The sequence below is a fragment of the Bradyrhizobium sp. IC3195 genome (assembly GCF_020193585.1).
GTDB lineage: Bacteria > Pseudomonadota > Alphaproteobacteria > Rhizobiales > Xanthobacteraceae > Bradyrhizobium > Bradyrhizobium yuanmingense.
The window spans coordinates 648994-673116 of sequence record NZ_JADYVG010000002.1 but is presented as its reverse complement, the minus strand read 5'-3'; the positions used below and the strand labels follow the sequence as shown (position 1 = coordinate 673116).

25 protein-coding genes and 1 riboswitch are annotated in these 24123 nt (G+C 64.5%); of the genes, 11 read left to right on the top strand and 14 right to left on the bottom strand.

The window, feature by feature from the left end; genetic code table 11:
• Nucleotides 1-468: a DUF6691 family protein gene (locus tag I6F09_RS07010; protein WP_225187736.1), complete on the top strand. Its 468-nt coding sequence runs from the start codon at nt 1-3 to the stop codon at nt 466-468.
• Nucleotides 469-525: 57 nt separating this feature from the next.
• On the opposite strand, the gene I6F09_RS07005 is transcribed toward I6F09_RS07010, so the two are convergent.
• The 3 genes from I6F09_RS07005 to I6F09_RS06995 form a co-directional block, all read right to left on the bottom strand.
• Nucleotides 526-849 (bottom strand): hypothetical protein, encoded by a 324-nt coding sequence (locus tag I6F09_RS07005; protein ID WP_225187735.1) that lies wholly within the window; start codon nt 847-849, stop codon nt 526-528.
• Nucleotides 850-951: 102 nt separating this feature from the next.
• Nucleotides 952-1353 (bottom strand): hypothetical protein, encoded by a 402-nt coding sequence (locus tag I6F09_RS07000; RefSeq protein ID WP_036027875.1) that lies wholly within the window; start codon nt 1351-1353, stop codon nt 952-954.
• 348 nt (nt 1354-1701) lie between these two features.
• Nucleotides 1702-1944: a PilZ domain-containing protein gene (locus I6F09_RS06995; RefSeq protein ID WP_036013011.1), complete on the bottom strand. Its 243-nt coding sequence runs from the start codon at nt 1942-1944 to the stop codon at nt 1702-1704.
• A gap of 207 nt (nt 1945-2151) precedes the next feature.
• Here I6F09_RS06995 and I6F09_RS06990 point away from each other — a divergent pair, with 207 nt between their 5' ends.
• Nucleotides 2152-2445 carry an HdeA family protein gene (locus tag I6F09_RS06990; RefSeq protein ID WP_225157039.1) on the top strand — a complete coding sequence of 98 codons (294 nt, stop codon included), beginning with the start codon at nt 2152-2154 and terminating at the stop codon, nt 2443-2445.
• Between the two features lie 114 nt (nt 2446-2559).
• Here the strand turns inward: I6F09_RS06990 and I6F09_RS06985 are convergent, their stop codons facing one another.
• Nucleotides 2560-3024, bottom strand: coding sequence for a PaaI family thioesterase (locus I6F09_RS06985; protein WP_225187734.1), 465 nt, complete (start codon nt 3022-3024; stop codon nt 2560-2562).
• Nucleotides 3025-3386: 362 nt separating this feature from the next.
• Here I6F09_RS06985 and I6F09_RS06980 point away from each other — a divergent pair, with 362 nt between their 5' ends.
• Nucleotides 3387-3683, top strand: a complete 297-nt coding sequence (locus tag I6F09_RS06980) for a hypothetical protein (RefSeq protein ID WP_109145724.1) — start codon at nt 3387-3389, stop codon at nt 3681-3683.
• Nucleotides 3684-3781: 98 nt separating this feature from the next.
• Nucleotides 3782-4036: a hypothetical protein gene (locus I6F09_RS06975; protein ID WP_036013009.1), complete on the top strand. Its 255-nt coding sequence runs from the start codon at nt 3782-3784 to the stop codon at nt 4034-4036.
• Nucleotides 4037-4077: 41 nt separating this feature from the next.
• Here I6F09_RS06975 and I6F09_RS06970 read toward each other — a convergent pair whose 3' ends face one another.
• Complete coding sequence (locus I6F09_RS06970) at nt 4078-4266, bottom strand: hypothetical protein (protein ID WP_109143203.1); 189 nt, start codon at nt 4264-4266, stop codon at nt 4078-4080.
• 234 nt (nt 4267-4500) lie between these two features.
• Here I6F09_RS06970 and I6F09_RS06965 point away from each other — a divergent pair, with 234 nt between their 5' ends.
• Nucleotides 4501-4752 carry a DUF2798 domain-containing protein gene (locus tag I6F09_RS06965; RefSeq protein WP_109143204.1) on the top strand — a complete coding sequence of 84 codons (252 nt, stop codon included), beginning with the start codon at nt 4501-4503 and terminating at the stop codon, nt 4750-4752.
• A 547-nt stretch (nt 4753-5299) separates the two neighbouring features.
• Here the strand turns inward: I6F09_RS06965 and I6F09_RS06960 are convergent.
• The gene (locus I6F09_RS06960; RefSeq protein ID WP_109143205.1) at nt 5300-5470 is read right to left on the bottom strand and encodes a hypothetical protein; all 171 of its coding nucleotides are present in this window, start codon (nt 5468-5470) and stop codon (nt 5300-5302) included.
• A gap of 155 nt (nt 5471-5625) precedes the next feature.
• The gene (locus I6F09_RS06955) at nt 5626-5826 is read right to left on the bottom strand and encodes a hypothetical protein (protein ID WP_109145725.1); all 201 of its coding nucleotides are present in this window, start codon (nt 5824-5826) and stop codon (nt 5626-5628) included.
• Between the two features lie 317 nt (nt 5827-6143).
• Between I6F09_RS06955 and recA the strand changes: the two genes are divergently transcribed.
• Nucleotides 6144-7232 (top strand): recombinase RecA, encoded by a 1089-nt coding sequence (gene recA, locus I6F09_RS06950; RefSeq protein WP_027577058.1) that lies wholly within the window; start codon nt 6144-6146, stop codon nt 7230-7232.
• A 99-nt stretch (nt 7233-7331) separates the two neighbouring features.
• A complete protein-coding gene (locus I6F09_RS06945; protein WP_225187733.1) occupies nt 7332-8327 on the top strand; it encodes a hypothetical protein in 996 nt (331 codons plus the stop codon).
• Nucleotides 8328-8457: 130 nt separating this feature from the next.
• On the opposite strand, the gene gcvP is transcribed toward I6F09_RS06945, so the two are convergent.
• The 3 genes from gcvP to gcvT form a co-directional block, all read right to left on the bottom strand.
• Nucleotides 8458-11325, bottom strand: a complete 2868-nt coding sequence (gene gcvP, locus I6F09_RS06940) for an aminomethyl-transferring glycine dehydrogenase (protein ID WP_225187767.1) — start codon at nt 11323-11325, stop codon at nt 8458-8460.
• Between the two features lie 163 nt (nt 11326-11488).
• Nucleotides 11489-11857, bottom strand: coding sequence for a glycine cleavage system protein GcvH (gene gcvH, locus I6F09_RS06935; RefSeq protein WP_225139749.1), 369 nt, complete (start codon nt 11855-11857; stop codon nt 11489-11491).
• A gap of 9 nt (nt 11858-11866) precedes the next feature.
• On the bottom strand, nt 11867-13012 hold the full coding sequence (gene gcvT / locus I6F09_RS06930) for a glycine cleavage system aminomethyltransferase GcvT (protein WP_225187732.1): 1146 nt from the start codon (nt 13010-13012) through the stop codon (nt 11867-11869).
• Nucleotides 13013-13157: 145 nt separating this feature from the next.
• Nucleotides 13158-13248, bottom strand: a riboswitch (glycine riboswitch).
• A 233-nt stretch (nt 13249-13481) separates the two neighbouring features.
• Between gcvT and alaS the strand changes: the two genes are divergently transcribed.
• Nucleotides 13482-16163: an alanine--tRNA ligase gene (gene alaS, locus I6F09_RS06925; protein ID WP_225187731.1), complete on the top strand. Its 2682-nt coding sequence runs from the start codon at nt 13482-13484 to the stop codon at nt 16161-16163.
• Nucleotides 16164-16171: 8 nt separating this feature from the next.
• On the opposite strand, the gene I6F09_RS37520 is transcribed toward alaS, so the two are convergent.
• Together I6F09_RS37520 and I6F09_RS06915 are read right to left on the bottom strand one after the other, a co-directional pair.
• Nucleotides 16172-16660 (bottom strand): DUF3455 domain-containing protein, encoded by a 489-nt coding sequence (locus tag I6F09_RS37520; RefSeq protein ID WP_276573855.1) that lies wholly within the window; start codon nt 16658-16660, stop codon nt 16172-16174.
• Nucleotides 16566-17780: an NADP-dependent isocitrate dehydrogenase gene (locus I6F09_RS06915; RefSeq protein WP_225114235.1), complete on the bottom strand. Its 1215-nt coding sequence runs from the start codon at nt 17778-17780 to the stop codon at nt 16566-16568. Before I6F09_RS06915 ends, I6F09_RS37520 begins: the two co-directional genes overlap by 95 nt.
• A 337-nt stretch (nt 17781-18117) precedes the next feature.
• On the opposite strand from I6F09_RS06915, the gene I6F09_RS06910 reads away from it, so the two are divergent.
• Nucleotides 18118-19311, top strand: a complete 1194-nt coding sequence (locus I6F09_RS06910; RefSeq protein WP_225187730.1) for a TrmJ/YjtD family RNA methyltransferase — start codon at nt 18118-18120, stop codon at nt 19309-19311.
• 4 nt (nt 19312-19315) lie between these two features.
• Here the strand turns inward: I6F09_RS06910 and I6F09_RS06905 are convergent, their stop codons facing one another.
• A complete protein-coding gene (locus tag I6F09_RS06905; RefSeq protein WP_225187729.1) occupies nt 19316-20515 on the bottom strand; it encodes an MFS transporter in 1200 nt (399 codons plus the stop codon).
• Nucleotides 20515-21141, bottom strand: coding sequence for an NAD(P)H:quinone oxidoreductase (wrbA, locus tag I6F09_RS06900; RefSeq protein ID WP_225187728.1), 627 nt, complete (start codon nt 21139-21141; stop codon nt 20515-20517). Before wrbA ends, I6F09_RS06905 begins: the two co-directional genes overlap by 1 nt.
• A 101-nt stretch (nt 21142-21242) precedes the next feature.
• Between wrbA and I6F09_RS06895 the strand changes: the two genes are divergently transcribed.
• On the top strand, nt 21243-22151 hold the full coding sequence (locus tag I6F09_RS06895; protein WP_225187727.1) for a LysR family transcriptional regulator: 909 nt from the start codon (nt 21243-21245) through the stop codon (nt 22149-22151).
• Between the two features lie 215 nt (nt 22152-22366).
• Nucleotides 22367-24052, top strand: coding sequence for a tetratricopeptide repeat protein (locus tag I6F09_RS06890; protein ID WP_225187726.1), 1686 nt, complete (start codon nt 22367-22369; stop codon nt 24050-24052).
• Nucleotides 24053-24123: the final 71 nt, after the last annotated feature.

Below are 24123 nucleotides of genomic sequence, written 5' to 3'. Positions count from 1 at the left end.
ATGGCAATCCTGGTTCAATTCGCGATTGGGCTGATCTTCGGCCTCGGCCTCATCGTCTCCGGCATGTCGAACCCCGCAAAGGTGCTGAACTTCCTGGACGTCGCCGGCATTCAGGCAGGGACATGGGATGCAAGCCTCGCCTTCGTGATGGCGGGCGCGGTGGCCGTGACCTTCGTCGGCTTCAGCCGCGTTCTCAAGCTTCCGCGTCCATTCTTCGCTGATCGATTCTATTTGCCGACGCGGCGAGACATCGATCCCAGGATCGTCGCAGGTCCGGCGATCTTCGGCATCGGCTGGGGGCTGGTAGGCTTTTGCCCGGGGCCGGCGCTGACCGCGCTCGGATTTGGCTCGCTCTCCGCCGTCATGTTTGTCGTGGCGATGTGCGCCGGCATGGTGCTCGCCCGCTTCATCGCTCAGCTGCCGTCATCGACGCGCTACATCACGCCGGCCGATCCACTCGAAACCTGAGGTTACGGGACCGGGCGAATAGTCTCGCCCGGTCTCCGACCATCAAGCCTTCATCGCTCACCAGCTGCCGACGCCGACGCTGACGCCGGGCGCGCGAATGCCGACGCCGGCGCGCGGGCCGTCATCGTAGTGGCGATGATAGCTCCGGCGCTCATAGTAGCGGTCGCGCGGCATGTAATTGTAGGAATCGCGCACGATCACGCGCGACCCGCCGCGCGTGCGATAGCAGCGACCATCCTCGTCGCAGACGAGTCGCACCTGCTGCACGAGATCCGGATTGGTGTATTCGCCGGTCGTATAGATATCGGAAGCCTTGGCCCCCGAGGCGGCGGCCAAGGCCCCCACGCCTGCCAGCAGCGCAATAGTCAACGTCCTCATCATGTCCTCCTCGAAACTGCCCTCGGCGGTAACAAGAAGGGGAGGCGGTGATCGTTCCGGGTCATCTACAGGTTTTTCCCGGAACCTGTCGTCAGGGGCGGGTTCCTAGATCGGCTCGTAAGTCTCCGTGCCGCAGATGTCGTCGGCGTCGGCGCGCCGGCGGTCCACGACCCTGCCGTCGTTGATCGTCACGATGTAGGTCTGGGCGCCGAGCGACGTACCGGTCGCCGAGGTGAGCTGCGCGCGGACGCACGCGGTCCAGCCCGGTCCTCGCAGCTCACGATGCGGCGGGGCGACGTGAACCTCGCGCGGATAGGACGTTGCGAGAAAGACGACGTCGATCTGCTCGCGCACCACGCGCTTGACGTCGGGCGGCGCTTCCGGCGGCTGCTCGGGCTCCTTCATGCGCATGAATTCCGGCACCGGTGCGCGGCTGTCGGCAAAGCCGCAGGCACCGAGCGCAAGCGCGCCAATGAGCAGCGCCGCATGAGCAATGATCCGCAACATCCGTGAAAGGTCCCCTGCGGGCCGACAGATAGGCACGAATGCGATCGGACGAAGTCCAGGCCGATCAAGATTTGCTGAGGTCCCGGAACCCGGACATCGCTATTCCGCGATTGGGGGCTGGCTTGTACCCCAGAGGTGGGGGATTGCGGTAATGCGGATTCTGGTCATCACGCCGCCGTGCTGGCGCTGAGGGCCGCCTCAGCGCAGGCGCAGTGCCCGCCCAATGACCGCGTCGAGTCGATCGACGTTGCGGGGCTCATCATCGCTCGCGGGTGTTACGCGCGTGATTGCGAGCCAGTCATGATGGTGGTGTGCACGCGATGCGAACCTTCGTTCACATCGCGCCCGCTATTGCACGAAAGCGAGGCCGACGCGCTTGTCGCTGCGCCAAACTGTGCGACAATGCCGTACGAAATGGTCACAGGCGATCGAGAGCGTGACCGATTGCGGCAACATGACGGGAGTGTCGAGGTCGATCGCCGCGCCGCCCGCCGACATGTTTCGCACCGTGCAAGGAATGCCGCTGTTTTCGAACGTGATCTTTCCGCCCTTGAAAACACGGTGACGTTGCGATGTGCGCTTCTCAATCATCTGCATCAGTCCTGCCGATGAGTATGAAGTAGTGCATAGAAATTACGTTGAACTAAACTCAATACTGGCGCTACTTGCACGGCGTTTCAGACTTTGTTTACGACGTTGGAGCGGCGAGCCGCTCGTGCGAACCTGCCCAAAGAGCCTACCCAAAGAGCCTACCCAAGTGCCTTTCCTTTATGGCGTGACACGCCGATGGAGATATTGATGAAGACTTCGCTTTCGATTTTGTTCGCCGCAGCGCTCTCGCTGGCCTCGATACCCGCCCACGCCGTCAAGTGGGACCTCTCGACCATGACCTGCAAGCAGTTCCTCGAGAGCGGCGAGGACAACATCGGCGTCGTGCTGACCTGGATGGACGGCTGGTACAAGGGCGACGAGGACAACGCGATCATCGACACCGACATCTTCATCGAGAATGCCAAGAAGTTCGGCGCCTATTGCGGAAAGAATCCGACCGTCAGCGTCGTCACCGCGGCCGACGAGATCCTCGGCAAGTGACATTGCCGGCGCAATGACGGCAAGCGCGATCGCGCTTGCTGTCCCGACACGATTTCCATCGAGAGCCGCCTCGAGCCTTGCGCTTCGCGCGGCTCTCTTGTTTTCAGGGCGCGTTCACCCCGGCAGCATCGCGAACGCGCTCGACACCATCGCGGCCGGCTTGCCGTCGGCGGCCGAGAGCAGCGTGACGCGGCCAAAGCTCATGGTGCGCCCGAGCCGCACCACGCGCGCATCCGCCAGCACGTCGGACGCGGCGATCGCGCGCATGAAATGCGTGGTCTGATCGACCGTGGTCATGGGACGGTAGCCGCGATTGGCCGCGAGGATCGCGATCACCATCGCGGTATCGGCGAGCGCCATCAGGGCCTGGCCGCAGACCACGCCGCCGTTGCGGCACAGCCGCTCCGAAAACGGCATGCGCAGCAGCGCGCCGGGCTGCCAGTCCGGGTCGTCCGCGCGCGGCACATGCTCGATGCGCTCGACCGCGAGGTTGAGATCCTGGACCCAGGGCGCAAAGACCTCGCCGAGGATGCGACTGGCGTCGGCGGGGCCGAACTCGGCTTCTGGCTGCGTTTGCATTGCTGTCGCGCTCTCCTGTGTTGCCGGATGTTTCACCGCATTGTGCGCGCATCCGCGAGGCAAAGTCACCCGGTCTGGCGCCGGCCGCCTCGGCTTGAAAATGCCTGACTTGGCCCGATATGATGCCTGGCTTGGGTAGGGGTGGATGATGTTGCGTCGCTGTATCCTCGTCTTTGGCATGGGCCTGCTCGGTCTCGCGCTGAGCGGGTGCACCAAATGCGGTCCGATCTGGGACGATTGGCTGCAGGCGCCCAAATCATGCCGATCGGATCGGCACTAGCTGCCAACGGGTCGTGACCGGGCTGACGAGATGACACGGCGCGGGGCGATCCGCGCCTCATGGAAGACTTAAGGAGTGGATGATGAAGCTTTTCCGTTTGGCCGCGGTGCTGGCCGTGCTGGCGGGACCTGCCTACGCACAAATGCCCAACATCAATTTGATGCAGGATGCTCCGAGCAAGTCCCCGGAGGAGAAGGCCATCGAGGCCGAGCGCGAGAAGGCCTACAAGGAAACGCTGAAGAAGATTCCGGATTCCAAGCCGTCCAGCGATCCCTGGGGCGGCATGCGCGCCGAACAGCCGAAGCAGCCGGCGGCGCCGAAGGCGTCGGCCGCAACCAGTGCGCCGAAGAAGACCAAGAGCGGGACGGCCGCCAACTGACCCGTTCCGGGGACGCACAATGCTCCTCGGAAGGACTCCTCTTGATCCGGCCGGCGCCCTACATTGTCAGTGGCGTAGTGCGTCAAGGAAGGCAGGACATGGCCGATCGTCCGCGGGATCTCGCCGAGCGGATGGCGCGCCGGCGCAAGGCGGCCGGCAAGCCCGGCCAGTCCGCCGGCGACGGCTATCTGCGCGAGACCTTCACGCTGCCGCGCGCGGCGGCGCGGGAGCGGGCGCAGGCCTTCTTTGCCCGCTATCCCAAGGCCGGCTATATGAGCGAGGTCGAGACTTGGCGCGAATTGCCCGGCGGCGATATCGAGTTCACCATGCGTCGGCTGCCCAGCGCGGACTGACGCTGGCTATGGCGCGCTTTGGCGCATGAGGTCGAAACGGTTCAGGCCGTCTTTCGCCCGATCGCCTTCAGCTCCCGGTCGATGCGCAGCTGCACGCGCCGGATCGCCAGCAGGTCGATCCTGGTCTCGGTCTTGCCGGTCTTGATTCGGTCGCCAATGCGGAACTGCCACTGCCAGATACCGGGAATCGCCGTCTTGGCGATGGTGAACTCGACGCCCCTGTGATTCATGGTCGCCTCCCACGATTCACTCTTGTGCCTGCAAACATGTTGGTCGTCGCAATATTCCGCAGGCAAGAAAAATGTCGCCCGCGCCTCCGTGGTTCTCCGACCATGAACAAAGTTCCTGGAGCCCGGCCGGGGTGCATCCGGCGGTCCCGCATCGCGGTTCCAATCGAAGCGCCGGATCCGCTCGACGGCATGTGCCTTGCTTGCCGATCACGGGCAAGCAACCATGGGCGCCTCATGCTCGGCATTCCCCGCCGCTACTCGCATTTCGTCTTCGGCATCATCCAGTCCGGGCTGACCTCGCTGATCGCGGCGGGGATCGCCAGCTTTCCCGCCGGCAGCCCGATGCTCTTCGTGCGGCACTGGATGGTGTCCTGGCTGATAGCATGGGCCGCGATGCTGCCGGTCGTGCTGCTGGCGGCGCCCGCGATCCGCGCCTTCTCGCTGCGCCTGACGCAGGAGGAGCAGGAGCCCCGCGCCGGCCGGTAGCCGGGCGAGCTAGCCGGCTGGCTGACGAAAGCAGGCGCGCGAGGCCGCAGACTGGCCCCGTACCGGTCCCAATTTCGACATCCGTCCGCACCACTGCGGACACACCCGTCGGCAAGATTTATCCGTTCGGCGCAGCCATGGGGGAAACGTGGCGCGCCGGAAACGGGGTGGCATCATATGGATAACGTAGAGCGGTCATTCGCCGCCGCGACGGCGGCTGGCTTCGTCGTGCTGGTGATAGGTCTGGTTTTGCTGGCGGTGCTCTAGCAGGCGCTGCTGCAGACGGAACTGACGTGCTGGGCCGTCCTATCGAAGGCGCCGGCGCGCCTTGCCTCTCAAAAGTGGCAAAACAACCCCATGCACAGTACGGGTCCTGGCGATTTCATCGCTTCGCCAAGGGGTTGCTGGTAGTATTTAGCTACCTGGTGCATCCGCGGTCGCGGCGCCCCGACCGGCGATGCCGATCGGAGGTTCCGGGCAAGGAACAGAGCGGAGTGCCGCATCGCGGGCGGGCCTGGCCCGCTCCGGACGGCGGTCCTGGCAGTGCCTAATGAACCTTGATCTCGTTCAGCGGCAGACGGAGCTCGGCGGCGCGCTCTTCGCGGTCCTTCTTGCGGAACTCGTTTTCCTTGCGCTCGAACTTCACCATCTCCTCGTGGGCGGCGTCCAGCAGCGGCTTTCGCCTCAGCGTGTCGTGGTGCGTGTCGTTGTTCGTCATGACCAGAGATCCCCAAAAGTTGCGGTCCCATCCCCACAGAAGGCCCGAGACCGCGAAAGGTTCGGTGCCGTAGGATTACGGAAACATGACGGCGCCCCGGTCGCGCGTCGTTGATCCCGGTCATGTTCGCTTCGAGGAACCCGGCGCAGGCCCGGCTATTTCGGCGGCTGCAGCCCTGGCGATTTGACCCAATCGTTCAGATGATTGGCAACGTCGGCCTGGCGCGCCTTCTTGAGCAGCGCGTCCCGCTCCGGCCCGGGAGGTAGCTTGGACGCCTGCTCGCGGACCTGCTTCACCCATGCCGACAGCCGGTCCTGAAGGGTCAGTTGCTGCTTGAAACGTCGTCGCTTCAACATGGCGCGCTCTTTCCTTGCGAGGAGGCGGGAGCGCGAGGTCAGCGTTCTCATCACCGATAGTGGCCAGGGTCCGCGCGGTGATGATGCATTAGGATCCAGAAATGGATCCGCGTCTGTTCAGTTGTGCACGCAGTGCGGACGGCGTGACGATCCAGCATGGCCGGTTCGACCAGCTCCGTTGTCTCCTGGTCTAGTCAAAATCGGGCAAAAGAACATATTGCGAACCTAGAACAAATGGGGTACATTGCTTTTATCGCCGAGCTGCCTCGCAACCGTTTGTCCCTCACGCGAATCCTCGCCATAAGGAGCACGACCCAATGTCCGCAACTGCCCTGCGTATCGTCGAAGGATCCTCCATGGACAAGAGTAAAGCTCTGGCCGCCGCGCTCTCCCAGATCGAGCGGCAGTTCGGCAAGGGCTCGGTGATGAAGCTCGGCAAGAACGACCGCTCCATGGACATCGAGGCGGTGTCCTCCGGCTCGCTCGGGCTCGATATCGCGCTCGGCATCGGCGGCCTGCCCAAGGGGCGCATCGTCGAGATCTACGGGCCGGAATCGTCCGGCAAGACCACGCTGGCGCTGCATACGGTGGCGGAAGCGCAGAAGAAGGGTGGCATCTGCGCCTTCATCGATGCCGAGCACGCGCTCGATCCGGTCTATGCCCGCAAGCTCGGCGTCAACATCGACGAGCTCCTGATCTCGCAGCCCGACACCGGCGAGCAGGCGCTGGAGATCTGCGACACCCTGGTGCGCTCGGGCGCGGTCGATGTTCTCGTGGTCGATTCGGTGGCGGCGCTGGTGCCGAAGGCCGAGCTCGAGGGCGAGATGGGCGATGCGCTGCCGGGACTTCAAGCACGGTTGATGAGCCAGGCGCTGCGCAAGCTCACGGCCTCCATCAACAAATCCAACACGATGGTGATCTTCATCAACCAGATCCGCATGAAGATCGGTGTGATGTACGGCTCGCCGGAAACCACCACCGGCGGCAATGCGCTGAAATTCTACGCCTCCGTCCGCCTCGACATCCGCCGCATCGGCGCGATCAAGGAGCGCGACGAGGTGGTCGGCAACACCACGCGCGTCAAGGTGGTCAAGAACAAGCTGGCCCCGCCGTTCAAGCAGGTCGAGTTCGACATCATGTACGGCGAGGGCGTCTCCAAGATGGGCGAGATCCTCGATCTCGGCGTCAAGGCCGGCATCGTCGAGAAGTCCGGCGCCTGGTTCTCCTATGACAGCCAGCGCCTCGGCCAGGGCCGCGAGAACGCCAAGGCGTTTCTGAAGGGCAACCCCGACATCACCGCCAAGATCGAGACCGCGATCCGCCAGAATTCCGGCCTGATCGCCGAGCAGATTCTCGCCGGCACGCCGGAGCGCGACGCCGACGGCGAGGAGCCGGCGGACGAGTAAGACCTAACGCGAAAATTTTTCGCGAGGAGCGGGCACTGAGGACGTTGAGTTGCCGACGTCTTCGGTGCCCGTTTCGTGTTGCGTGAGGGCGCGTCGACGATGAAGCGTGTGATTCTGACTAGTTCGTCCGGCGTTGGTCTCACCTATGCCGGTCGTGCTGACATGGTCGTCCCGTTGATCTTTCGGTTCGTTTGGGGGCCGTTGCCTACGTCGCACCACCTCGAGGACTATCTTACGGGAGGCTATTACAGGGGCGATCCGGAGGTGCGGTGGTCCGATCTTGTTGGCCGGTTGCCTCAGACCGGTCTCGCACACAAGGAGACTGGCCTGGTTTGGTTTTGCGAGACCTATGGCGTCGAGTTCATCGAGCTGTGGTTCGACCCTGAGCCTAACAGTCAATTGCAACTGATCTGGATCCTGGACTATTTGCGGTCCCATCCATCGATCACCCATTGTCTGAGACTGCGACGGGTCAATTTCGATCTGCGCGAAGCGGACGGCCCGCAACTTCGCGATCGTACGGTGCGGGAATCGGAGATCGCAGAGTGCGACTTCGAGATAGCCAACATGGCCTGGGAGGCGTATCGGGCGCCGACGCCTGAACTTTGCTTCGGGTTGCTGACAAGGGATTTACCCAGGCTACCTTTCCTGAAGCCGGCTCTGGAAGCGCTGCTAGCTGAACTGCCGTCACCAATCACCGGATTGGGCGCGACGGAGTCGCGGCTTGTCGAGCTGATTGCAAGGGGGCACAACCGTACAAAAGAACTGTTTCAGCCGGGCGGGCTGCTCGAAACGCGCGTGTTCGACCAGTGGGAGCTGGGTCCGTTGCTCGAAGGGCTTGCGTCGGGCCCGATGCCGGCGGTCGCAGGTCTCGATCCGAAACTCGCGACGCTCGCCCCGCACGATGCGCGAGGTCGCAACGCCGCCTATCGTCGGAGCCGGTTGTCGCTGACTGAATTTGGCAAAGCGGTTCTGGAAGGCCGCGAAGATTTCCGTCGCCACAATCCGATTCGACGTTGGTGGGGCGGCACGCTTCTCACCAATGAACGGTTGTGGCGGTGGGATCGCGAAAGCCCGCTGTTGGTTCCGCCGTAGGTTGGATTCGTAGCGTGGATTAGCCGAAGGCATAATCCACCGCTGTTCGTATCTGTGGAGAGAGAAGAGGTGGGTTACGCCTCGCGGACTGCACTTTGCGCAGCCGCGAGGCTAACCCGCCCTACAAATCCTACTCCGCAGCTTCTGCGTAATCGCTCACCGGCGGGCAGGAGCACACGAGGTTGCGATCGCCGTAGACGTTGTCGACGCGGCCCACGGGGCACCAATATTTGTCGGTGCGCGAGACGCCGTCGGGGAAGCAACCCTCCGTGCGGGTGTAAGCGCGCTTCCAATCGTCATCGGCGATGTCGTGCACGGTGTGCGGAGCGTGGCGCAGGGGCGAGGCTGCGATCTCAAAGCGGCCGGCCTCGACCTCGGCGATCTCCTTGCGGATCGCGATCATGGCGTCGCAAAAGCGATCCAGCTCCGCCTTGGATTCCGATTCGGTCGGCTCGATCATCAGCGTGCCCGGTACCGGGAAGCTCATGGTCGGGGCGTGGAAGCCGTAATCGATCAGGCGCTTTGCGATGTCGTCGACGGTGACGCCACTCGTCGTCTTCAGCGGACGCGGATCAACGATGCACTCATGCGCGACGCGTCCCTTCTCGTTCTTGTAGAGCACCGGGAAATGCGGATCGAGGCGCGCTGCGATGTAATTGGCGTTGAGGATCGCGATCTCGGTGGCGCGCTTCAGGCCTTCACCGCCCATCATCAGGATGTAGATGTAGGAGATGGTAAGGATCGACGCCGAACCGAACGGCGCGGCCGAGACCGGACCGACCGGCGCGTCTGCCTTCGTCGCGGGGTGGCCGGGGAGGAACGGGGCGAGATGCGCCTTGACGCCGATCGGGCCCATGCCGGGGCCGCCGCCGCCATGCGGGATGCAGAAGGTCTTGTGCAGGTTGAGATGGCTGACGTCGGCGCCGTAATCGCCGGGCCTGGAAAGGCCGACCTGCGCATTGAGGTTGGCGCCGTCGAGATACACCTGGCCGCCATGGCCGTGCACGATGTCGCAGATCTCGCGGATGTGCTCCTCGAACACGCCGTGGGTCGAGGGATAGGTGATCATGACAGCTGCGAGGTCGTTCGCGTGCTTCTCCGCCTTGGCGCGGAGATCATTGACGTCGACGTCGCCGTTCTTCTCGCAAGACACCACCACCACGTCCATGCCGACCATCGCGGCCGAGGCCGGATTGGTGCCGTGGGCGGAGGAGGGGATCAGGCAGATCTTGCGATGGCCCTGTCCGCGCGCGGCATGATAGCCGCGGATCGCGAGCAGCCCGGCATATTCGCCCTGCGCGCCCGAGTTCGGCTGCAGCGAGATCGCGTCATAGCCGGTGATGTCGCAGAGCCATTTCTCCAGGCGTGCGAACAGCGCGTGATAGCCTTGAGCTTGCTCGCGCGGGGCGAACGGATGCAGCGAGCCGAATTCCGGCCAGGTCAGCGGCATCATCTCGGTGGTCGCGTTCAGCTTCATGGTGCAGGATCCCAGCGGGATCATGGCGCGGTCGAGCGCGAGGTCGCGATCACTGAGCTTGCGCATGTAGCGCAGCATCTCGGTTTCCGAGCGATGCGCATGGAAGACGGGATGGGTCAGGAACGCGGTGCCGCGCTTCAAGTCGTCCGGCAGCGCCTCGCGCGTCTCGGCGTCGATCTCGGCATAGGCAAGCTTGCCGCCGAAGGCGCGCCAGACCGCTTCAATCGTCGCAGGCGTCGTGGTCTCGTCGAGCGCGATGCGAAGAGCCGTATCGCTGACGCCGAGATTGATCTTCTCGCTTGCTGCCCGCGCGACGATCTCGGCGCGCTTGCCGCCGGCATCGACGCTCAGCGTGTCGAAGAAGCTGTCCGATTGCGGCGCGAAGCCGAGCTTGCGCAGGCCGGTCGCGAGCACGGCGGTGCGGCGGTGGACGTTGCGCGCGATCTGCGTGAGGCCCTCGGGGCCGTGATAGACCGCGTACATCGAGGCGATCACGGCGAGCAGCACCTGCGCGGTGCAGATGTTGGATGTCGCCTTCTCGCGGCGGATGTGCTGCTCGCGGGTCTGCAGCGCGAGGCGATAGGCCGGCGCACCGCGGGAATCGACGGACAGGCCGACGATGCGGCCGGGCAGCGAACGCTTCAGCGCATCGCGCACCGCCATATAGGCCGCGTGCGGTCCGCCATAGCCCATCGGCACGCCGAAGCGCTGGGCCGAGCCGATCGCGATGTCGGCGCCCAGTTCGCCGGGCGAGGCGAGCAGCGTCAGCGCGAGGAGGTCGGCGGCTAGAATCGCGAGTGCGCCCTTGGCCTTCAGCGCGGCGATCGCGGGCCTGAGGTCGCGCAACGCGCCCGAAGAACCGGGGTATTGCAGCAGCGCACCGAGCACGTCCGATTTGTCGAGATCGGTGAGGGGATCGCCGACGACCAGAGTCCACCCCAGCGGCTCGGCGCGGGTGCGCATCACGGCCAGCGTCTGCGGATGCACGTCCTTGTCGACGAAGAAGGCCCTTGCCTTGACCTGCGAGTGGCGCTCGGCCAGCGCCATGGCTTCGGCGGCGGCGGTGGCTTCATCGAGCAGCGAGGCGTTGGCGACGTCGAGCCCGGTGAGGTCGCAGATCATGGTCTGGAAGTTGAGCAGCGCTTCCAGCCGGCCCTGGCTGATCTCGGGCTGATAGGGCGTGTAGGCCGTGTACCAGGCCGGGTTCTCCAGGATGTTGCGCTGGATCACCGCGGGCAGGACCGTGCCGGAATAGCCTTGGCCGATCAGCGAGGTGAAGACCTGGTTCTGACGCGCAAGCTCGGTCATGTGCGCGATCGCCTCGGTCTCGCTCAAGGGCTTGCCGAGGTCGAGCGGGCCGGCCTGCCGGATCGAGGCCGGCAGCGTTTCCGCGATCAGCGCATCGACGCTCTTGGCACCGACTGTCTCGAGCATGGCGGTGACATCGCGCGCCGATGGGCCGATGTGGCGGCGGACGAAGGAGGTGGCGGTGTCGCCGTTGGACTTGCGGTGCGCGGTCATCATTGGGTCCTCGCTTCAGATTTCGCTGTCAGTGTCATGCCCCGCGAAGGCGGGGCATCCAGTACTCTCCAGCAGCGCGGATTGAACCGAGGGGCCGCGGCGTACTGGATCACCCGCCTTCGCGGGTGATGACACTGAGCATGAGGTTAGACTTCGCTTCATCTCACGCCGTATGCGCCTTGTAGGCGGCTTCATCCATGAGGCCGCCGAGCTCGCTTCTGTCGGCCATCTTGATCTTGAAGAACCAGGCCTTGCCTTGCGCGTCCGAGTTCACCAGCGCCGGCTCGGCCGCGAGCTCGGCATTGGTCTCGAGCACTTCGCCGGTAACGGGCGCGTAGACGTCCGAGGCAGCCTTGACGGATTCGACGACGGCGGCGGCTTCGGCCTTCTTCAGCGCGCGGCCGACCTTGGGCAGCTCGACGAACACGACGTCGCCGAGCTGCTGCTGGGCGTAATCGGTGATGCCGACGGTCGCGACATCGCCGTCGATCGCCAGCCATTCGTGATCAGAGGTGTACAGCGTCGTGGTCATTTCGAATCCTCAGCGTTTGTAGGTGTTTTTCACGAAGGGCATGGCGGCGACCTGCAAGGGCAGTCGCTGGCCGCGCACCTCGGCGAAGAGCTTTGTGCCAAGCGCGCTCAGATTCGTGGGCACGTAGCCCATCGCAACCGGCGCATTCAGGCTCGGGCCGAAACCGCCCGAGGTGACTTGTCCGACCGGTGCGCCGCCCGCGTCATTCGCAAACAGCAGCGCGCCCTCGCGCACCGGCGCGCGGCCTTCGGCGCGCAAGCCGACGCGGCGGCGGGATGCGCCGCCATCGAAATGGGCGAGGATCTTCGCAGCGCCGGGAAAGCCGCCGGTGCGCGCACCGCCGCTGCGGCGGCTTTTCTGCACCGACCATTCCAGCGCGGCCTCGACCGGCGTGGTCGTGGTGTCGATGTCGTGGCCGTACAGGCAGAGCCCGGCTTCCAGCCGCAGGCTGTCGCGGGCCCCGAGGCCAATCGGCAGCACGTCGGGATTTTCCAGCAGCACCTTTGCGAGGCGTTCGGCATCGCCTGCTGGAACCGAGATCTCGAAGCCGTCCTCGCCGGTGTAGCCGGAGCGCGAGACGAAGCACTTGATGCCGGCAACCTCGTGCGGGCCGGCGTCCATGAACTTCATGCCTGATACCTCTGCACAGAATTTCGCCAGCGCCGCTTCCGCCTTCGGGCCCTGCAACGCGATCAGCGCGCGGTCGGCAAGCTGCTCGATCACGCAGGCGTCGGACAGGTTGGCGCGCAGATGCGCCTCGTCCTCGGCCTTGCAGGCGGCGTTGACGACCAGGAACAGGTGATCGCCGAAATTGGCGACCATCAGGTCGTCGAGAATGCCGCCGTCGTCATTGGTGAACTGGGCGTAGCGCTGCCGCCCTGCGGCGATCGCCACGATGTCCTGCGGCACCAGCCGCTCCAGCGCGCGGGCGGCGTCCTCCACATTGCCGGATTTCGGCCGGAGCGCGAGCTGGCCCATGTGGGAGACGTCGAACAGGCCCGCTTTGGTGCGGGTATGGAGGTGCTCTTTCAAGACGCCCGCGGGGTACTGCACGGGCATGTCATAGCCCGCGAACGGCACCATCTTGCCCCCTAGGGACACATGGAGGTCGTAGAGGGGGGTGCGTTTCAGGGAGTCTTGGTCGTGCGCTAGCATCTTGAGGGCCCTCGGCGGTTCCCCGGGGAGGATTCCCCGATGGACACCAGTCGAAGCCCCATCTGTCGCTGTGCCTGAGAGTATTATCCCGTCGGCGGACGCTGTCCGGGCCTAGACCCGTCGGCGCCTCTTTCCAGATGCTGTCAAAGCCACGCGGTCCTTTTGCCTGAGAGTTTCCGGGGCGGTTGCTCCTTCGGCGCCGGCTACCAGGTGCCGGTCTCTCCCGACGTGGCCGTACGATACAGATGGGTAGAGACCACAGGGGAGCCAAGCCTGTCAACGCGTCCGCGCGCCCTATCCAACGGGATTGCAAGGGGATTGAGCGCCTGCGGCAACCCTCTGATCTCTCTGCACAGTTTCTGGACAGCGAAGCTGGCCTTGTCTAAAAGCGCTTTGGCCCGCAGATATCAGCCTCAACGGTCCGGTTTGGACCGCGAAAAGCGGGCCCAAGCATACCGATTGGATGAACATGAGCGGCGTCAACGAGATCAGGTCGACCTTTCTGAACTTCTTTGCCGAGAACGGCCACGAGATCGTGCCGTCCTCGCCACTCGTGCCGCGCAACGACCCGACGTTGATGTTCACCAATGCCGGCATGGTGCAGTTCAAGAACGTCTTCACCGGCGTCGAGAAGCGGCCCTATCAGCGCGCCACCACCTCGCAGAAATGCGTGCGCGCCGGCGGCAAGCACAACGACCTCGACAATGTCGGCTACACCGCGCGCCATCTCACCTTCTTCGAGATGCTCGGCAATTTCTCGTTCGGCGATTACTTCAAGGAGCGCGCGATCGAGCTCGCCTGGAAGCTGATCACGAGCGAGTTCGGGCTGAAGAAGGACAAGCTGCTCGTCACCGTCTACCACACCGACGACGAGGCGGCCGGCCTGTGGAAGAAGATCGCCGGCTTCTCCGACGACCGCATCATCCGCATCCCGACCTCGGACAATTTCTGGGCGATGGGCGACACCGGGCCGTGCGGCCCGTGCTCGGAGATCTTCATCGACCGCGGCGAGCACATCTGGGGCGGTCCTCCGGGATCGCCGGAAGAGGACGGCGACCGCTTCCTCGAATTCTGGAATCTCGTGTTCATGCAATACGAGCAGGTGACGAAGGAGGAGCGCGTTAATCTGCCGCGTCCCTCGATCGACACCGGCATGGGCCTGGAGCGCATGGCCTGCATCCTCCAGGGCGTCGAGAGCGTGTTCGAGACCGACCTGTTCAAGAACCTGATCGACGCGACCTCGTCCGCGCTCGGCAGCGGACCGAACGAGCAGAACGTCGGCTCGTTCCGCGTCATCGCTGATCACTTGCGCTCGTCCGCCTTCCTGGTCTCGGACGGCGTGCTGCCCTCGAACGAGGGCCGCGGCTATGTGCTGCGCCGGATCATGCGCCGGGCGATGCGCCATGCGCAGCTCTTGGGTGCCAATGAGCCGCTGATGCACCGGCTGGTCTGGGCGCTGGTGCGCGAGATGGGCCAGGCCTATCCGGAATTGATGCGCGCGGAAAAGCTGATCGAGGAAACGCTGCGGCTGGAAGAGACCCGCTTCCGCAAGACTCTCTCGCGCGGCTTGGCCATCCTCGACGAGAAGAGCGCGTCCTTAAAGAAGGGCGACATGTTCGACGGCGACGTCGCCTTCACGCTCTACGACACCTACGGCTTCCCGCTCGACCTGACGCAGGACGCGCTGAAGTCGCGCGGCATCGGCGTCGACCAGGCGGCGTTCACCGACGCGATGGAGCGCCAGAAGGCCAAGGCGCGCGAGTCCTGGAAGGGCTCGGGTGAGGCGGCCTCCGAGGCGATCTGGTTCCCGCTGCGCGAGAAGCTCGGCGCCACCGAATTCCTGGGTTACGAGACCGAGAGCGCCGAGGGCGTGGTCTCGGCGCTGGTCAAGGACGGCGCCGAGGTGACGAGCCTCAAGGCCGGCGAGACCGGCGCGATCGTGCTGAACCAGACGCCGTTCTATGCGGAGTCCGGCGGCCAGGTCGGCGACACCGGCGTGCTCTCGGGCGAGGGCGGCATCAAGGTCCGCGTCACTGATACGCAGAAGAAGCTCGGCGATCTCTTCGTCCATATCGGCACGGTCGAGAGTGGCGAAGTGAAGCTCGGCACGGCGCTGCAGCTCGAGGTCGATCATTCCAGGCGCTCGACCATCCGCGCCCATCACTCCGCGACCCACATCATCCACGAGGCGCTGCGCCAGGTGCTCGGCGATCACATCGCCCAGCGCGGCTCGATGGTGGCGCCGGACCGGCTGCGCTTCGACTTCGTGCATCCGAAGCCGATCACGGCTGAGGAGCTCGCCCGGGTCGAGGACATCGCCAACGACGTGGTGTTGGAGAACGACGAGGTCACCACGCGCGTCATGGGCGTCGACGAGGCCCGCGAGGCCGGCGCGCGCGCGCTGTTCGGCGAGAAGTATGGCGACGAGGTCCGCGTCGTCTCGATGGGCAGGACCGCGCGCGAGCGCGGCGCCAACGCGCTCGGCTGGTCGGTCGAGCTCTGCGGCGGCACCCATGTGAAGCGCACCGGCGATATCGGCCTGATCACGGTCACGAGCGAGAGCGCGGTCGCCTCCGGCGTGCGCCGGATCGAGGCGCTGACGGGCAACTACGCGCGAAAACATGCCAACGACACCATGGCGCTGGCGAAGATCGCGGCGAACGAGCTGCGCACCTCGCTCGACGACGTGCCGGCGCGCATCTCGGCGCTGATGGAGGAGCGCAAGAAGCTCGAGCGCGAACTCTCCGATGCCCGCAAGAAGCTGGCGATGGGCGGCGGCGCCGCAGCCGGCAACAACGGCGCAGCGTCGGGCGTGCGCGAGGCCGGCGGCGTCAAGCTGATGGCGCGTGCGGTCGAAGGCATCGAGATGAAGGATCTCAAGAGCCTCGCCGACGACGGCAAGAAGCAGATCGGCTCGGGCGTCGTCGCCATCGTCGGCGTCACCGGGGACGGCAAGGCCGGAATTGTGGTCGGCGTCACGCAGGACCTCACCGCGCGCTTCAACGCGGTCAATCTGGTCCGCATCGCCTCCGAGGCGCTCGGCGGCAAGGGCGGCGGCGGCCGGCCCGACATGGCCCAGGCCGGCGGGCCCGATGGCGCCAAGGCCTCCGAGGCCCTGAGCGCGATCGAAAAAGCGATGGCGGGCGCTTAGCTCAATGTCTACCGGACTGGCGAGCGCTCAGCCCTCTTCAGGAACACGTAGTCGGCGGAGTAGGGCGCGCTCCTGAACTCGCCGGCCTTGTCGCAGGCACCGTCGAGCTTGCCGCCATGGGTGTTGATGCGCTGGACCGTGGTCACGGGCGTGAGTGTGCCGCTGCCGCGATGCGAGGTGACGTTCAGTTTCAGCCAGGGAATGTCGGCTGCGGTCGCGCCCGGCGCATTGCCGGCGGCTTTACCCGTCACCGCGCTGCCGTCGGCGAGCTCGCAGTTCGGCCCGGCATAGTGTGATCGGCATGGTCGCATCTCCGCGCGAGGGCCACAGAATTGAAAAAGGGCCGCGCTTTGGCGCGGCCCTTGATCATGTCTGGCCCAGTCGGGCGAAATTGCGGACAGCTTACGCCGCCAGCTCTTTCGTGAGGTTCTCGGCGACCTTGTCGAGGAAGCCGGTGGTCGAGAGCCAGCGCTGGTCGGCGCCGACCAGCAGCGCAAGGTCCTTGGTCATATAGCCGGCCTCGACGGTGTCGACGCAGACCTTCTCCAGCGTGGCCGCGAACTTGGCGAGCTCGGGGTTGTTGTCGAGCTTGGCGCGGTGCGACAGGCCTCTCGTCCAGGCGAAGATCGAGGCGATCGAGTTGGTCGAGGTCTCCTTGCCCTTCTGGTGCTCGCGGTAATGGCGGGTCACCGTGCCGTGGGCAGCTTCCGCCTCGACGGTCTTGCCGTCGGGGGTGAGCAGCACCGAGGTCATCAGGCCGAGCGAGCCGTAGCCCTGCGCGACCGTGTCGGACTGCACGTCGCCGTCGTAGTTCTTACAGGCCCAGACATAGCCGCCTGACCATTTCAGCGCCGAGGCCACCATGTCGTCGATCAGGCGGTGCTCGTAAGTCAGGCCCTTGGCGTCGAACTCCTTCTTGAATTCGCGGTCGAAGATGTCCTGGAAGATGTCCTTGAAGCGCCCGTCATAGACCTTGAGGATCGTGTTCTTGGTCGACAGGTACACCGGGTAATTGCGCAGCAGGCCGTAATTGAAGGAAGCGCGGGCGAAGTCGATGATGGAATCGTCGAGATTGTACATCTCCATCGCGACGCCGGCGCCGGGCGCCTTGAACACTTCCTTCTCGATCACGGTGCCGTCCTCGCCGACGAACTTCAGCGAGAGGGTGCCCTTGCCGGGGAACTTGATGTCGGTGGCGCGGTACTGGTCGCCATAGGCGTGGCGGCCGATGATGATCGGCTTGGTCCAGCCGGGAACCAGGCGCGGCACGTTCTTGCAGATGATCGGCTCGCGGAAGATCACGCCGCCGAGGATGTTGCGGATGGTGCCGTTCGGCGACTTCCACATCTGCTTGAGATTGAACTCCTTCACCCGGGCTTCATCCGGGGTGATGGTGGCGCATTTGACGCCGACGCCGACCTTCTTGATCGCCTCGGCGGCGTCGATCGTCACCTGATCGTTGGTGTGGTCGCGGTATTCCATGCCCAGGTCGAAATAGAGCAGCTCGACATCGAGGAACGGGGTGATCAGCTTGTCCTTGATGTACTGCCAGATGATCCGGGTCATCTCGTCGCCATCGAGCTCGACGACGGGATTGGATACCTTGATTTTTGCCATGATCGGGGAAGCCTCTTGGGAACGGCGCTTTCGGCGCGCCACGGGAATATCCGCCGCCTCTTAGCACCTGATAGCAGCGGGCGAAAGCCAAGGGATTATGCACTTTTAGCTCATCCAGCTTGCGCAGGCGAGGAGCGGCCGGCCGGGCCTCGGCCCGGCCTTCGGGCCCGTTTCGGGCGAGATTCAAAAGTCGAATCCAAGTCGTTATTTCCCTTGAGAATTTTGTCAGGACAGGCAAACGACAGACCGCGAGGCGGCCCGGTCGTGGGGGCCGCTTGAATCAATTCCTAAGGCGGCCTTGCCAAGGCCTTGAGACGAAGAGTGGAAGCGAAAGCAGATGTCGGGGACTGACAAGAGCAAAGCGGGCCTTTCCCTCGACGGTCCCATCGTGATCCTGGTCGAGCCGCAGCTCGGCGAGAATATCGGCATGGCCGCGCGCGCCATGGGCAACTTCGCCCTCGACCGGATGCGCATCGTCAATCCCCGGGACGGCTGGCCCAACATCGCGGCCCAGCGCGCCGCGGCCGGTGCGGACCATATCCTGGAGAAGGCGCAGCTGTTCGACACGGTCGAGCAGGCGGTCGCCGACCTCGACCTCCTGTTCGCCACCACCGCACGTCCCCACGACCAGGCCAAGCCGGTGGTCGGGCCGGAGGCCGCAGCGGCCGAGATCGCAGGTCACGTCGCGACCGGCGGCAGGGCCGGCATCCTGTTCGGCCGCGAGCGCTGGGGTCTGACCAACGAGGAGGTCGGGCTCTCCAACCGCATCATCACCTTCCCGGTCAATCCGGGCTTTGCCTCGCTCAACCTCGCCCAGGCCGTGCTGCTGGTCGGCTATGAGTGGTTCAAGCGTGCGACGTCGGGCGCGTTGCCGCACGCCATGCCTGAAAGATCCGAGCGCGCCTCGCAGCACCAGATGCAGGCCTTCTTCGACAATCTCGTGCGCGAGCTCGACAAGGTCGAGTTCCTGCGCCCGGCCGAGAAGCGCGACACCATGCTGGTGAACCTGCGCAACATCTTCACCCGGATGGAGCCGACCAAGCAGGACATGCACACGCTGCACGGCGTGATCATGGCGATCGCCGAGGGGCGCAAGGGTCCGGCCAAGGGCGGCGTGCTCGACGGCGAGCAAGCCACGCGCCTGCGCGCGCTGCTGGCCGAGCACGGGCAGGGCGGCGGTGTGCCCGACAGCGGCTCGACCGTGCGGGGCCTTGCCCGCCTGCTCCGCCGCAACCCGACCGACGCCGAACGCCTGCTCTGGCAGGCGCTGACGCGTGATCGCCGCTTCGCAGGTGGGTTCAAACGCCAGACCCCGGTGGGGCGCCACATCCCGGACTTCGTCTCCTTCCCGCACCGGATCGCGATCGAGCTGGTGAACCCGGGCGAGGGGGAGGCGATTGCGGCCGATCGCGCGGGACGGCGGACTTGGCTCGAGGCGCGCGACTATCGGGTGCTCGACATCCGGGCCGTGGATGTGGAGCGCGATCTCGAGGCGGAGCTGGTGCGGCTTGCCGGGATGTTGGGACAGTAGAATCTCAGCGGGCTGGGGCGTCATCGAAGCGGACGGATGCGGCGACGATGGCGGCAAGCAGCGCGGCGATCAGGATGATGGCCAGTGCGGCTGTCCACCCATAGGCCTCAACGGCACTTCCGACCGCGACAGGTCCGGCCACCTGGCCGAGATTGCTGCCCTGCATCACCAGTCCGGTGACCACAGGAATGAGTGCGGCGGATGGCGCGAGCAAGGGGATCGATGAGATCAGGACGGCCGGCATCAGGCCACCGACCGCAGCGAACAGGATGCACAGCAGAAGCGTGGGCGTATCGCCGAAGATCTGCAGGAAGATGCCAGGAGCTGAAAAGCCCATGGCCAGACAGGCCGCGAAGATCAGCACTGAACGCCGGGCACCGCGCGCGAGCAGGTAGCCGGCAGCGACATTCCCGGTGATGTTGCTTGCGGTGGCGAGAGCACTGAGCATGCCGGCAGTGCCATGGGGGATGTTCATCCGCTCCATCAGCAGCACCGGGAGGAAGCTGAACAGCGCGAAGAACATCAGGCTGTAGAGGACAAAACATCCGGCCAGCAGAAGCGGGCCTTTGCTTGCCGCCACGTACACGGCATCGGACATCGTCCGTCGCCACGATGCCGGGGTGCGCTTCGGAGCGGCCGGAATACTCATCCACGCGGCCACGATGGCGATCGCTGCAGGACCGGCGCTGCCCCACCACAGTGCGCGCCAGTCGCTGAAGAACGTTCCGACGAGCATCGCGAGCGCAATGCCGGCCGGCATGAAGCAGCTCCACAGGGCAAGCGGAACGTCCTGTTGCCCGGACGGGACTGCTCTGTTCAGGATCGCCGGACCCGCAACAATGATCAGAAGAAATCCTGAGCCTTCTACGATGCGCGATGCGAGAAGCACCGCATAGTCGGTTGCGAGCGCGCCGATGATGGCGCCAAGGATGAGCAGCCCGAGGCCGAGAATGAGACTTCGCCGATCTCCGGCGCGGGCGACGAGGGAGCCGGCAGGGATACCGCCCAACAGGCCGAGAACAGCGATGATCCCGGTCAGCCAGCCGGCAGCGGCGAGGTCAAGGCCCAGATCCTTTTGCAGCATGGGCGTGGCGATCGCAGCCTTCCCCACCTGGATCGCGGCGAGGGCGCCGGAGCCCACGACGATGCTCACCACATGCCAATGCCGATCTCGCAAGGACGAGGCAGGTGCTGCCGCCGCCATCAGGCCGCCTCCGTGAGCCGCCCAGCGGCCAGGGCGCGAGCGATCTCGGCGACATGGCGTCCCTGAAAGCGTGCCCCGGCCAGTTCGTTGGCGCTTGGACGACGATCCCCGCCGCTGCCGTCGTCGGCGAGGGTCGATGCGCCGTAGGGCGAGCATCCGGTGACCTCGTCCATGCGCATCTGTCCCTTGAATGTGTAGGGCAGCCCGACCACGACCATGCCGAGATGCAGCAACACGGTGTGCACGGACAGAATGGTGCTTTCCTGGCCGCCATGCTGGCTGCCCGTCGATGTGAAGACGCTGCCGACTTTGCCCACGAGCTTGTTCTCGAACCACAGGCCGCCGCACTGGTCGAGGAAGTTCTTCATCTGCGCGGCCATGTTCCCGAAACGCGTCGGGGTGCCAAGGATGATCGCGTCGTAGTCCGGCAATTCGGCCACGGCGGCGGTGTCGGCGCGTTGATCGAGCTTGTATCCGGCCCTCTGCGCGACGTGGTCGGGAACAATTTCCGGCACGCGCTTGATGGCGACTTCGGCTTCGGCCTCCCGTGCACCCCGGGCCATCTCTTCAGCCATCGTCTCGATGTGACCGTAAGACGAGTAGTACAGCACCAGGACCTTCGTCATTTTGCTTCCTCGCTCTCTCAGGTGAGTAGCAGCCAAAATAGGTCTGTGCTTGATCAGCGGTAGCGCGATAAGATCGATGAGTTTGATCGATTGGATAGATCATGCTGGATCTGCTGACTCTTGATCAGTTGCGAACATTCGCGACGGTGGCGGAATGCGGGAGCTTCCGCTCGGCCGCGGCTCGGCTGTCCCGTGTTCAGTCCGCCATCAGCCATGCCATTGCCAATCTGGAGGCCGAACTCGGTGTTGCGCTGTTCGATCGCACGGGTCATCGGCCAGTCCTGACGCCTGAGGGACAGTCACTGCTCGCGAACGCACGTGACATTCTTCTCAGAGTGGATGCGATGCGGGCGAGAGCCCGGGGCCTTGGCGAGGGAGTCGAGCTCGAGCTTTCCTTGACAATCGACACGTTGTTTCCGATCGGCATGGTCGGCGCAGCATTGACGAAGATGCGCGCTGCCTATCCCTCGGTTTCAATCAGGCTTGCGGTCGAGCCGCTGGGTGGACCGATCGCCTCGCTGATCGACAAGCGCAGTTCGCTTGCGATCGTGGTCGGCGAGGATTTTCGCGATCCGCGGATCGCACTCGAGGCGATCTCGTCGGTCGAGCAGGTTGCCGTCGTTTCCGTCGATCACCCATTGGCGAGGCGGCAATCGCGCAACAGGATCAGCCTTCAGGATCTGGCCGATCATCTGCAGATCGTTCTGTCCGATCCGACGCCGCTGACGGAAGGGCGCATGTTCGGTGTGCTTTCGCCCCAGACCTGCCGGGTCACCAATCAGGACACCAAGCATGCGATGATTCTCGCCGGTCTCGGCTGGGGCCGCCTGCCGTTCTGGCTGGTGGAGCGCGATCTGAGGGAAAGGCGCCTCGTGCGCCTTGCCACCACCGCCCTCGGACGGCGCAGCCAGGTTGCCGCAGAAGCCTATCTCGCGCACCGGCTGGACCAGCCGCTCGGACCAGCCGCGCTGGCTTTTCGCGAGGCCTTGTTGCAGATCGCCGAGGCGTAGGCGGACACGGCTCGAGGCGCGTCGCGTGCTCGACATTAGGGCAGTGGATGTGGAGCGGTGATCTGGAGGCGGAACTGGTGCGGCTTCAGGGGATGATGGCCAAGTCGGCCTGAGCATCGGGCCGCACGGACCCGTCGCCTGCAAGTGCACAACCAAGGGCTGTGCATAGACAAGATTGGTTGCTATGAAGTCTCTGGAAATTGAGTGGGGACTGCATGTTTGGAAGGATCGGCCGCGCAGGAGTTCGTGCGGCAGCAAGCTTCGGTGTAGTGGCGCTGACGGCCTTGCTCGAAATATCAGGCGCTCGCGCGGAAATGCCGTTGGCTTCCAAGTGTAACGCGGTCGGCAATTTCAGCCTCGATGACAGGATCGCAGGCTGCACCGCCATCATTCAGGCGGCGGGGACGGGCATGCAGCAAGGTGTGGTCATGGCGCGCTTCCGCCGCGCCATGTTCTACCGCCAGAAGGGCGAGATCGACCTTGCGATAGCGGACTACAACGAGATCATTGAGCGCGATCCGGGCAATCTGAACTCCCGCATCGCGAGGGCTTCTGCGCTGATCCAAAAGCGAGAGCCCGAGGCTGCGCTGCTTGATTATGCCAAGGTGATCGAGCTCGATCCGAAGAATACCTACGCCTATATCGGACGTGCTCACGTCTATTCGGCGAGACGCGACTTCGTCCGTGCCATCGCCGATTATGATCAGGCCCTTCTGATTCATCCGGACAATGTCATAGCGCATGTCGAACGAGGCCTCTCTTACGTCCGGAATGGGGATCCCGATCGGGCCATGGCTGACTGCGATCGTGCGGTCGAGATCAGCCCACAAAACGGTGGAGGCCAATTGTGCCGCGGTCGAGTTTACTTCGCAAAGGGTAAGAGAGAGCTCGCGTTGGCCGCACTGGATCAAACCATCCAGATCAAACCCAGAAGCGAGAATTTTTACTACTTCCGAGCCGAATCCTTTTCTCAACTGGGTGAACTCGACCGCGCGATCGCCGACTATGACCGGATCATCGAGCTAAACCCACAGAGCCGGTCTGCCTATGGTTGCCGGGGCGTCGCCTATTTTCAAAAGGGTGATTACGATCGCGCCATTGCCGATTACAATCAGGTGATCCAGCTGGCACATAAGGGTCAAGGAAACACCGGCGATCGGCAGAGTCAGCTTCAAGGTCAGGATGCAGATCCCATTTCTGCGTCCGTCGCAGGTGAATCGATTGCGCTCGCGTCCACGGATGGCCCCGTGCTCCGCGCTCGGGGTGGGGCCTACCACGCGAAAGGGGAGCTTGACCGCGCTATCGCAGACTTCGATGACGCGATACGCCTCAACCCCAAGGATAAGGATGCATTCGGGCTCCGCGCCAACGCGTACAAGGCCAAGGGGGACTTCGGCCGCTCGCTCGAGGACTACGATCAACTCGTGCAGCTCGATCCCAAGGATGCGCGCGCCTACTTTCATCGTGCGAGGCTCTATTGGCAGACCGCTTCCTTCGCCCAATCGTTGACCGATCTGGATCAGGCGATCGAGCTCGATCCGAAAGGTGCCTATCCAGTCATCTGGCGCGAAATTGTTGCAAGGCGCAGCGACCAACCGAGCCGGCTGAGCGAGGCTGCAAAGCGGCTCGACGCGACGAAATGGCCCGCGCCGGTCGTCAACCTCTTCCTGGGTACGACGACGCCGGAGCAAGTGCGCAGCGCAGCGGACGATGCCGACCCGGCGAAGAAGAAGGGGCAGGTCTGCGAGGCGAATTTCTATATTGCCGAGCGAGCCCTGCAGAGCGGCTCCAGGGAAGAGGCGTTAAAACTGTTCGAGCAGGCGGCTGCCGATTGCCCGAGGACCTTTATCGAGAAGTCGGCCGCCGACGTCGAGCTTGCCGCGCTGCGAGCGAGCCGCTGATCGAGCGGACGGGTCCGTAGGCGGGCAAATCAAAGCTTACAGTTGAGACGGAATGGTGGGCACGGCGCGTC

Bases quoted from the DNA above. Each gene is read 5' to 3' on its own strand.
- I6F09_RS07010 (WP_225187736.1), top strand. From the start codon at position 1: ATGGCAATCCTGGTTCAATTCGCGATTGGGCTGATCTTCGGCCTCGGC.
- I6F09_RS07005 (WP_225187735.1), bottom strand. From the start codon at position 849: ATGATGAGGACGTTGACTATTGCGCTGCTGGCAGGCGTGGGGGCCTTG.
- I6F09_RS07000 (WP_036027875.1), bottom strand. From the start codon at position 1,353: ATGTTGCGGATCATTGCTCATGCGGCGCTGCTCATTGGCGCGCTTGCG.
- I6F09_RS06995 (WP_036013011.1), bottom strand. From the start codon at position 1,944: ATGATTGAGAAGCGCACATCGCAACGTCACCGTGTTTTCAAGGGCGGA.
- I6F09_RS06990 (WP_225157039.1), top strand. From the start codon at position 2,152: ATGAAGACTTCGCTTTCGATTTTGTTCGCCGCAGCGCTCTCGCTGGCC.
- I6F09_RS06985 (WP_225187734.1), bottom strand. From the start codon at position 3,024: ATGCAAACGCAGCCAGAAGCCGAGTTCGGCCCCGCCGACGCCAGTCGC.
- I6F09_RS06980 (WP_109145724.1), top strand. From the start codon at position 3,387: ATGAAGCTTTTCCGTTTGGCCGCGGTGCTGGCCGTGCTGGCGGGACCT.
- I6F09_RS06975 (WP_036013009.1), top strand. From the start codon at position 3,782: ATGGCCGATCGTCCGCGGGATCTCGCCGAGCGGATGGCGCGCCGGCGC.
- I6F09_RS06970 (WP_109143203.1), bottom strand. From the start codon at position 4,266: ATGAATCACAGGGGCGTCGAGTTCACCATCGCCAAGACGGCGATTCCC.
- I6F09_RS06965 (WP_109143204.1), top strand. From the start codon at position 4,501: ATGCTCGGCATTCCCCGCCGCTACTCGCATTTCGTCTTCGGCATCATC.
- I6F09_RS06960 (WP_109143205.1), bottom strand. From the start codon at position 5,470: ATGACGAACAACGACACGCACCACGACACGCTGAGGCGAAAGCCGCTG.
- I6F09_RS06955 (WP_109145725.1), bottom strand. From the start codon at position 5,826: ATGTTGAAGCGACGACGTTTCAAGCAGCAACTGACCCTTCAGGACCGG.
- recA (WP_027577058.1), top strand. From the start codon at position 6,144: ATGTCCGCAACTGCCCTGCGTATCGTCGAAGGATCCTCCATGGACAAG.
- I6F09_RS06945 (WP_225187733.1), top strand. From the start codon at position 7,332: ATGAAGCGTGTGATTCTGACTAGTTCGTCCGGCGTTGGTCTCACCTAT.
- gcvP (WP_225187767.1), bottom strand. From the start codon at position 11,325: ATGACCGCGCACCGCAAGTCCAACGGCGACACCGCCACCTCCTTCGTC.
- gcvH (WP_225139749.1), bottom strand. From the start codon at position 11,857: ATGACCACGACGCTGTACACCTCTGATCACGAATGGCTGGCGATCGAC.
- gcvT (WP_225187732.1), bottom strand. From the start codon at position 13,012: ATGCTAGCGCACGACCAAGACTCCCTGAAACGCACCCCCCTCTACGAC.
- alaS (WP_225187731.1), top strand. From the start codon at position 13,482: ATGAGCGGCGTCAACGAGATCAGGTCGACCTTTCTGAACTTCTTTGCC.
- I6F09_RS06915 (WP_225114235.1), bottom strand. From the start codon at position 17,780: ATGGCAAAAATCAAGGTATCCAATCCCGTCGTCGAGCTCGATGGCGAC.
- I6F09_RS06910 (WP_225187730.1), top strand. From the start codon at position 18,118: ATGTCGGGGACTGACAAGAGCAAAGCGGGCCTTTCCCTCGACGGTCCC.
- I6F09_RS06905 (WP_225187729.1), bottom strand. From the start codon at position 20,515: ATGGCGGCGGCAGCACCTGCCTCGTCCTTGCGAGATCGGCATTGGCAT.
- wrbA (WP_225187728.1), bottom strand. From the start codon at position 21,141: ATGACGAAGGTCCTGGTGCTGTACTACTCGTCTTACGGTCACATCGAG.
- I6F09_RS06895 (WP_225187727.1), top strand. From the start codon at position 21,243: ATGCTGGATCTGCTGACTCTTGATCAGTTGCGAACATTCGCGACGGTG.
- I6F09_RS06890 (WP_225187726.1), top strand. From the start codon at position 22,367: ATGTTTGGAAGGATCGGCCGCGCAGGAGTTCGTGCGGCAGCAAGCTTC.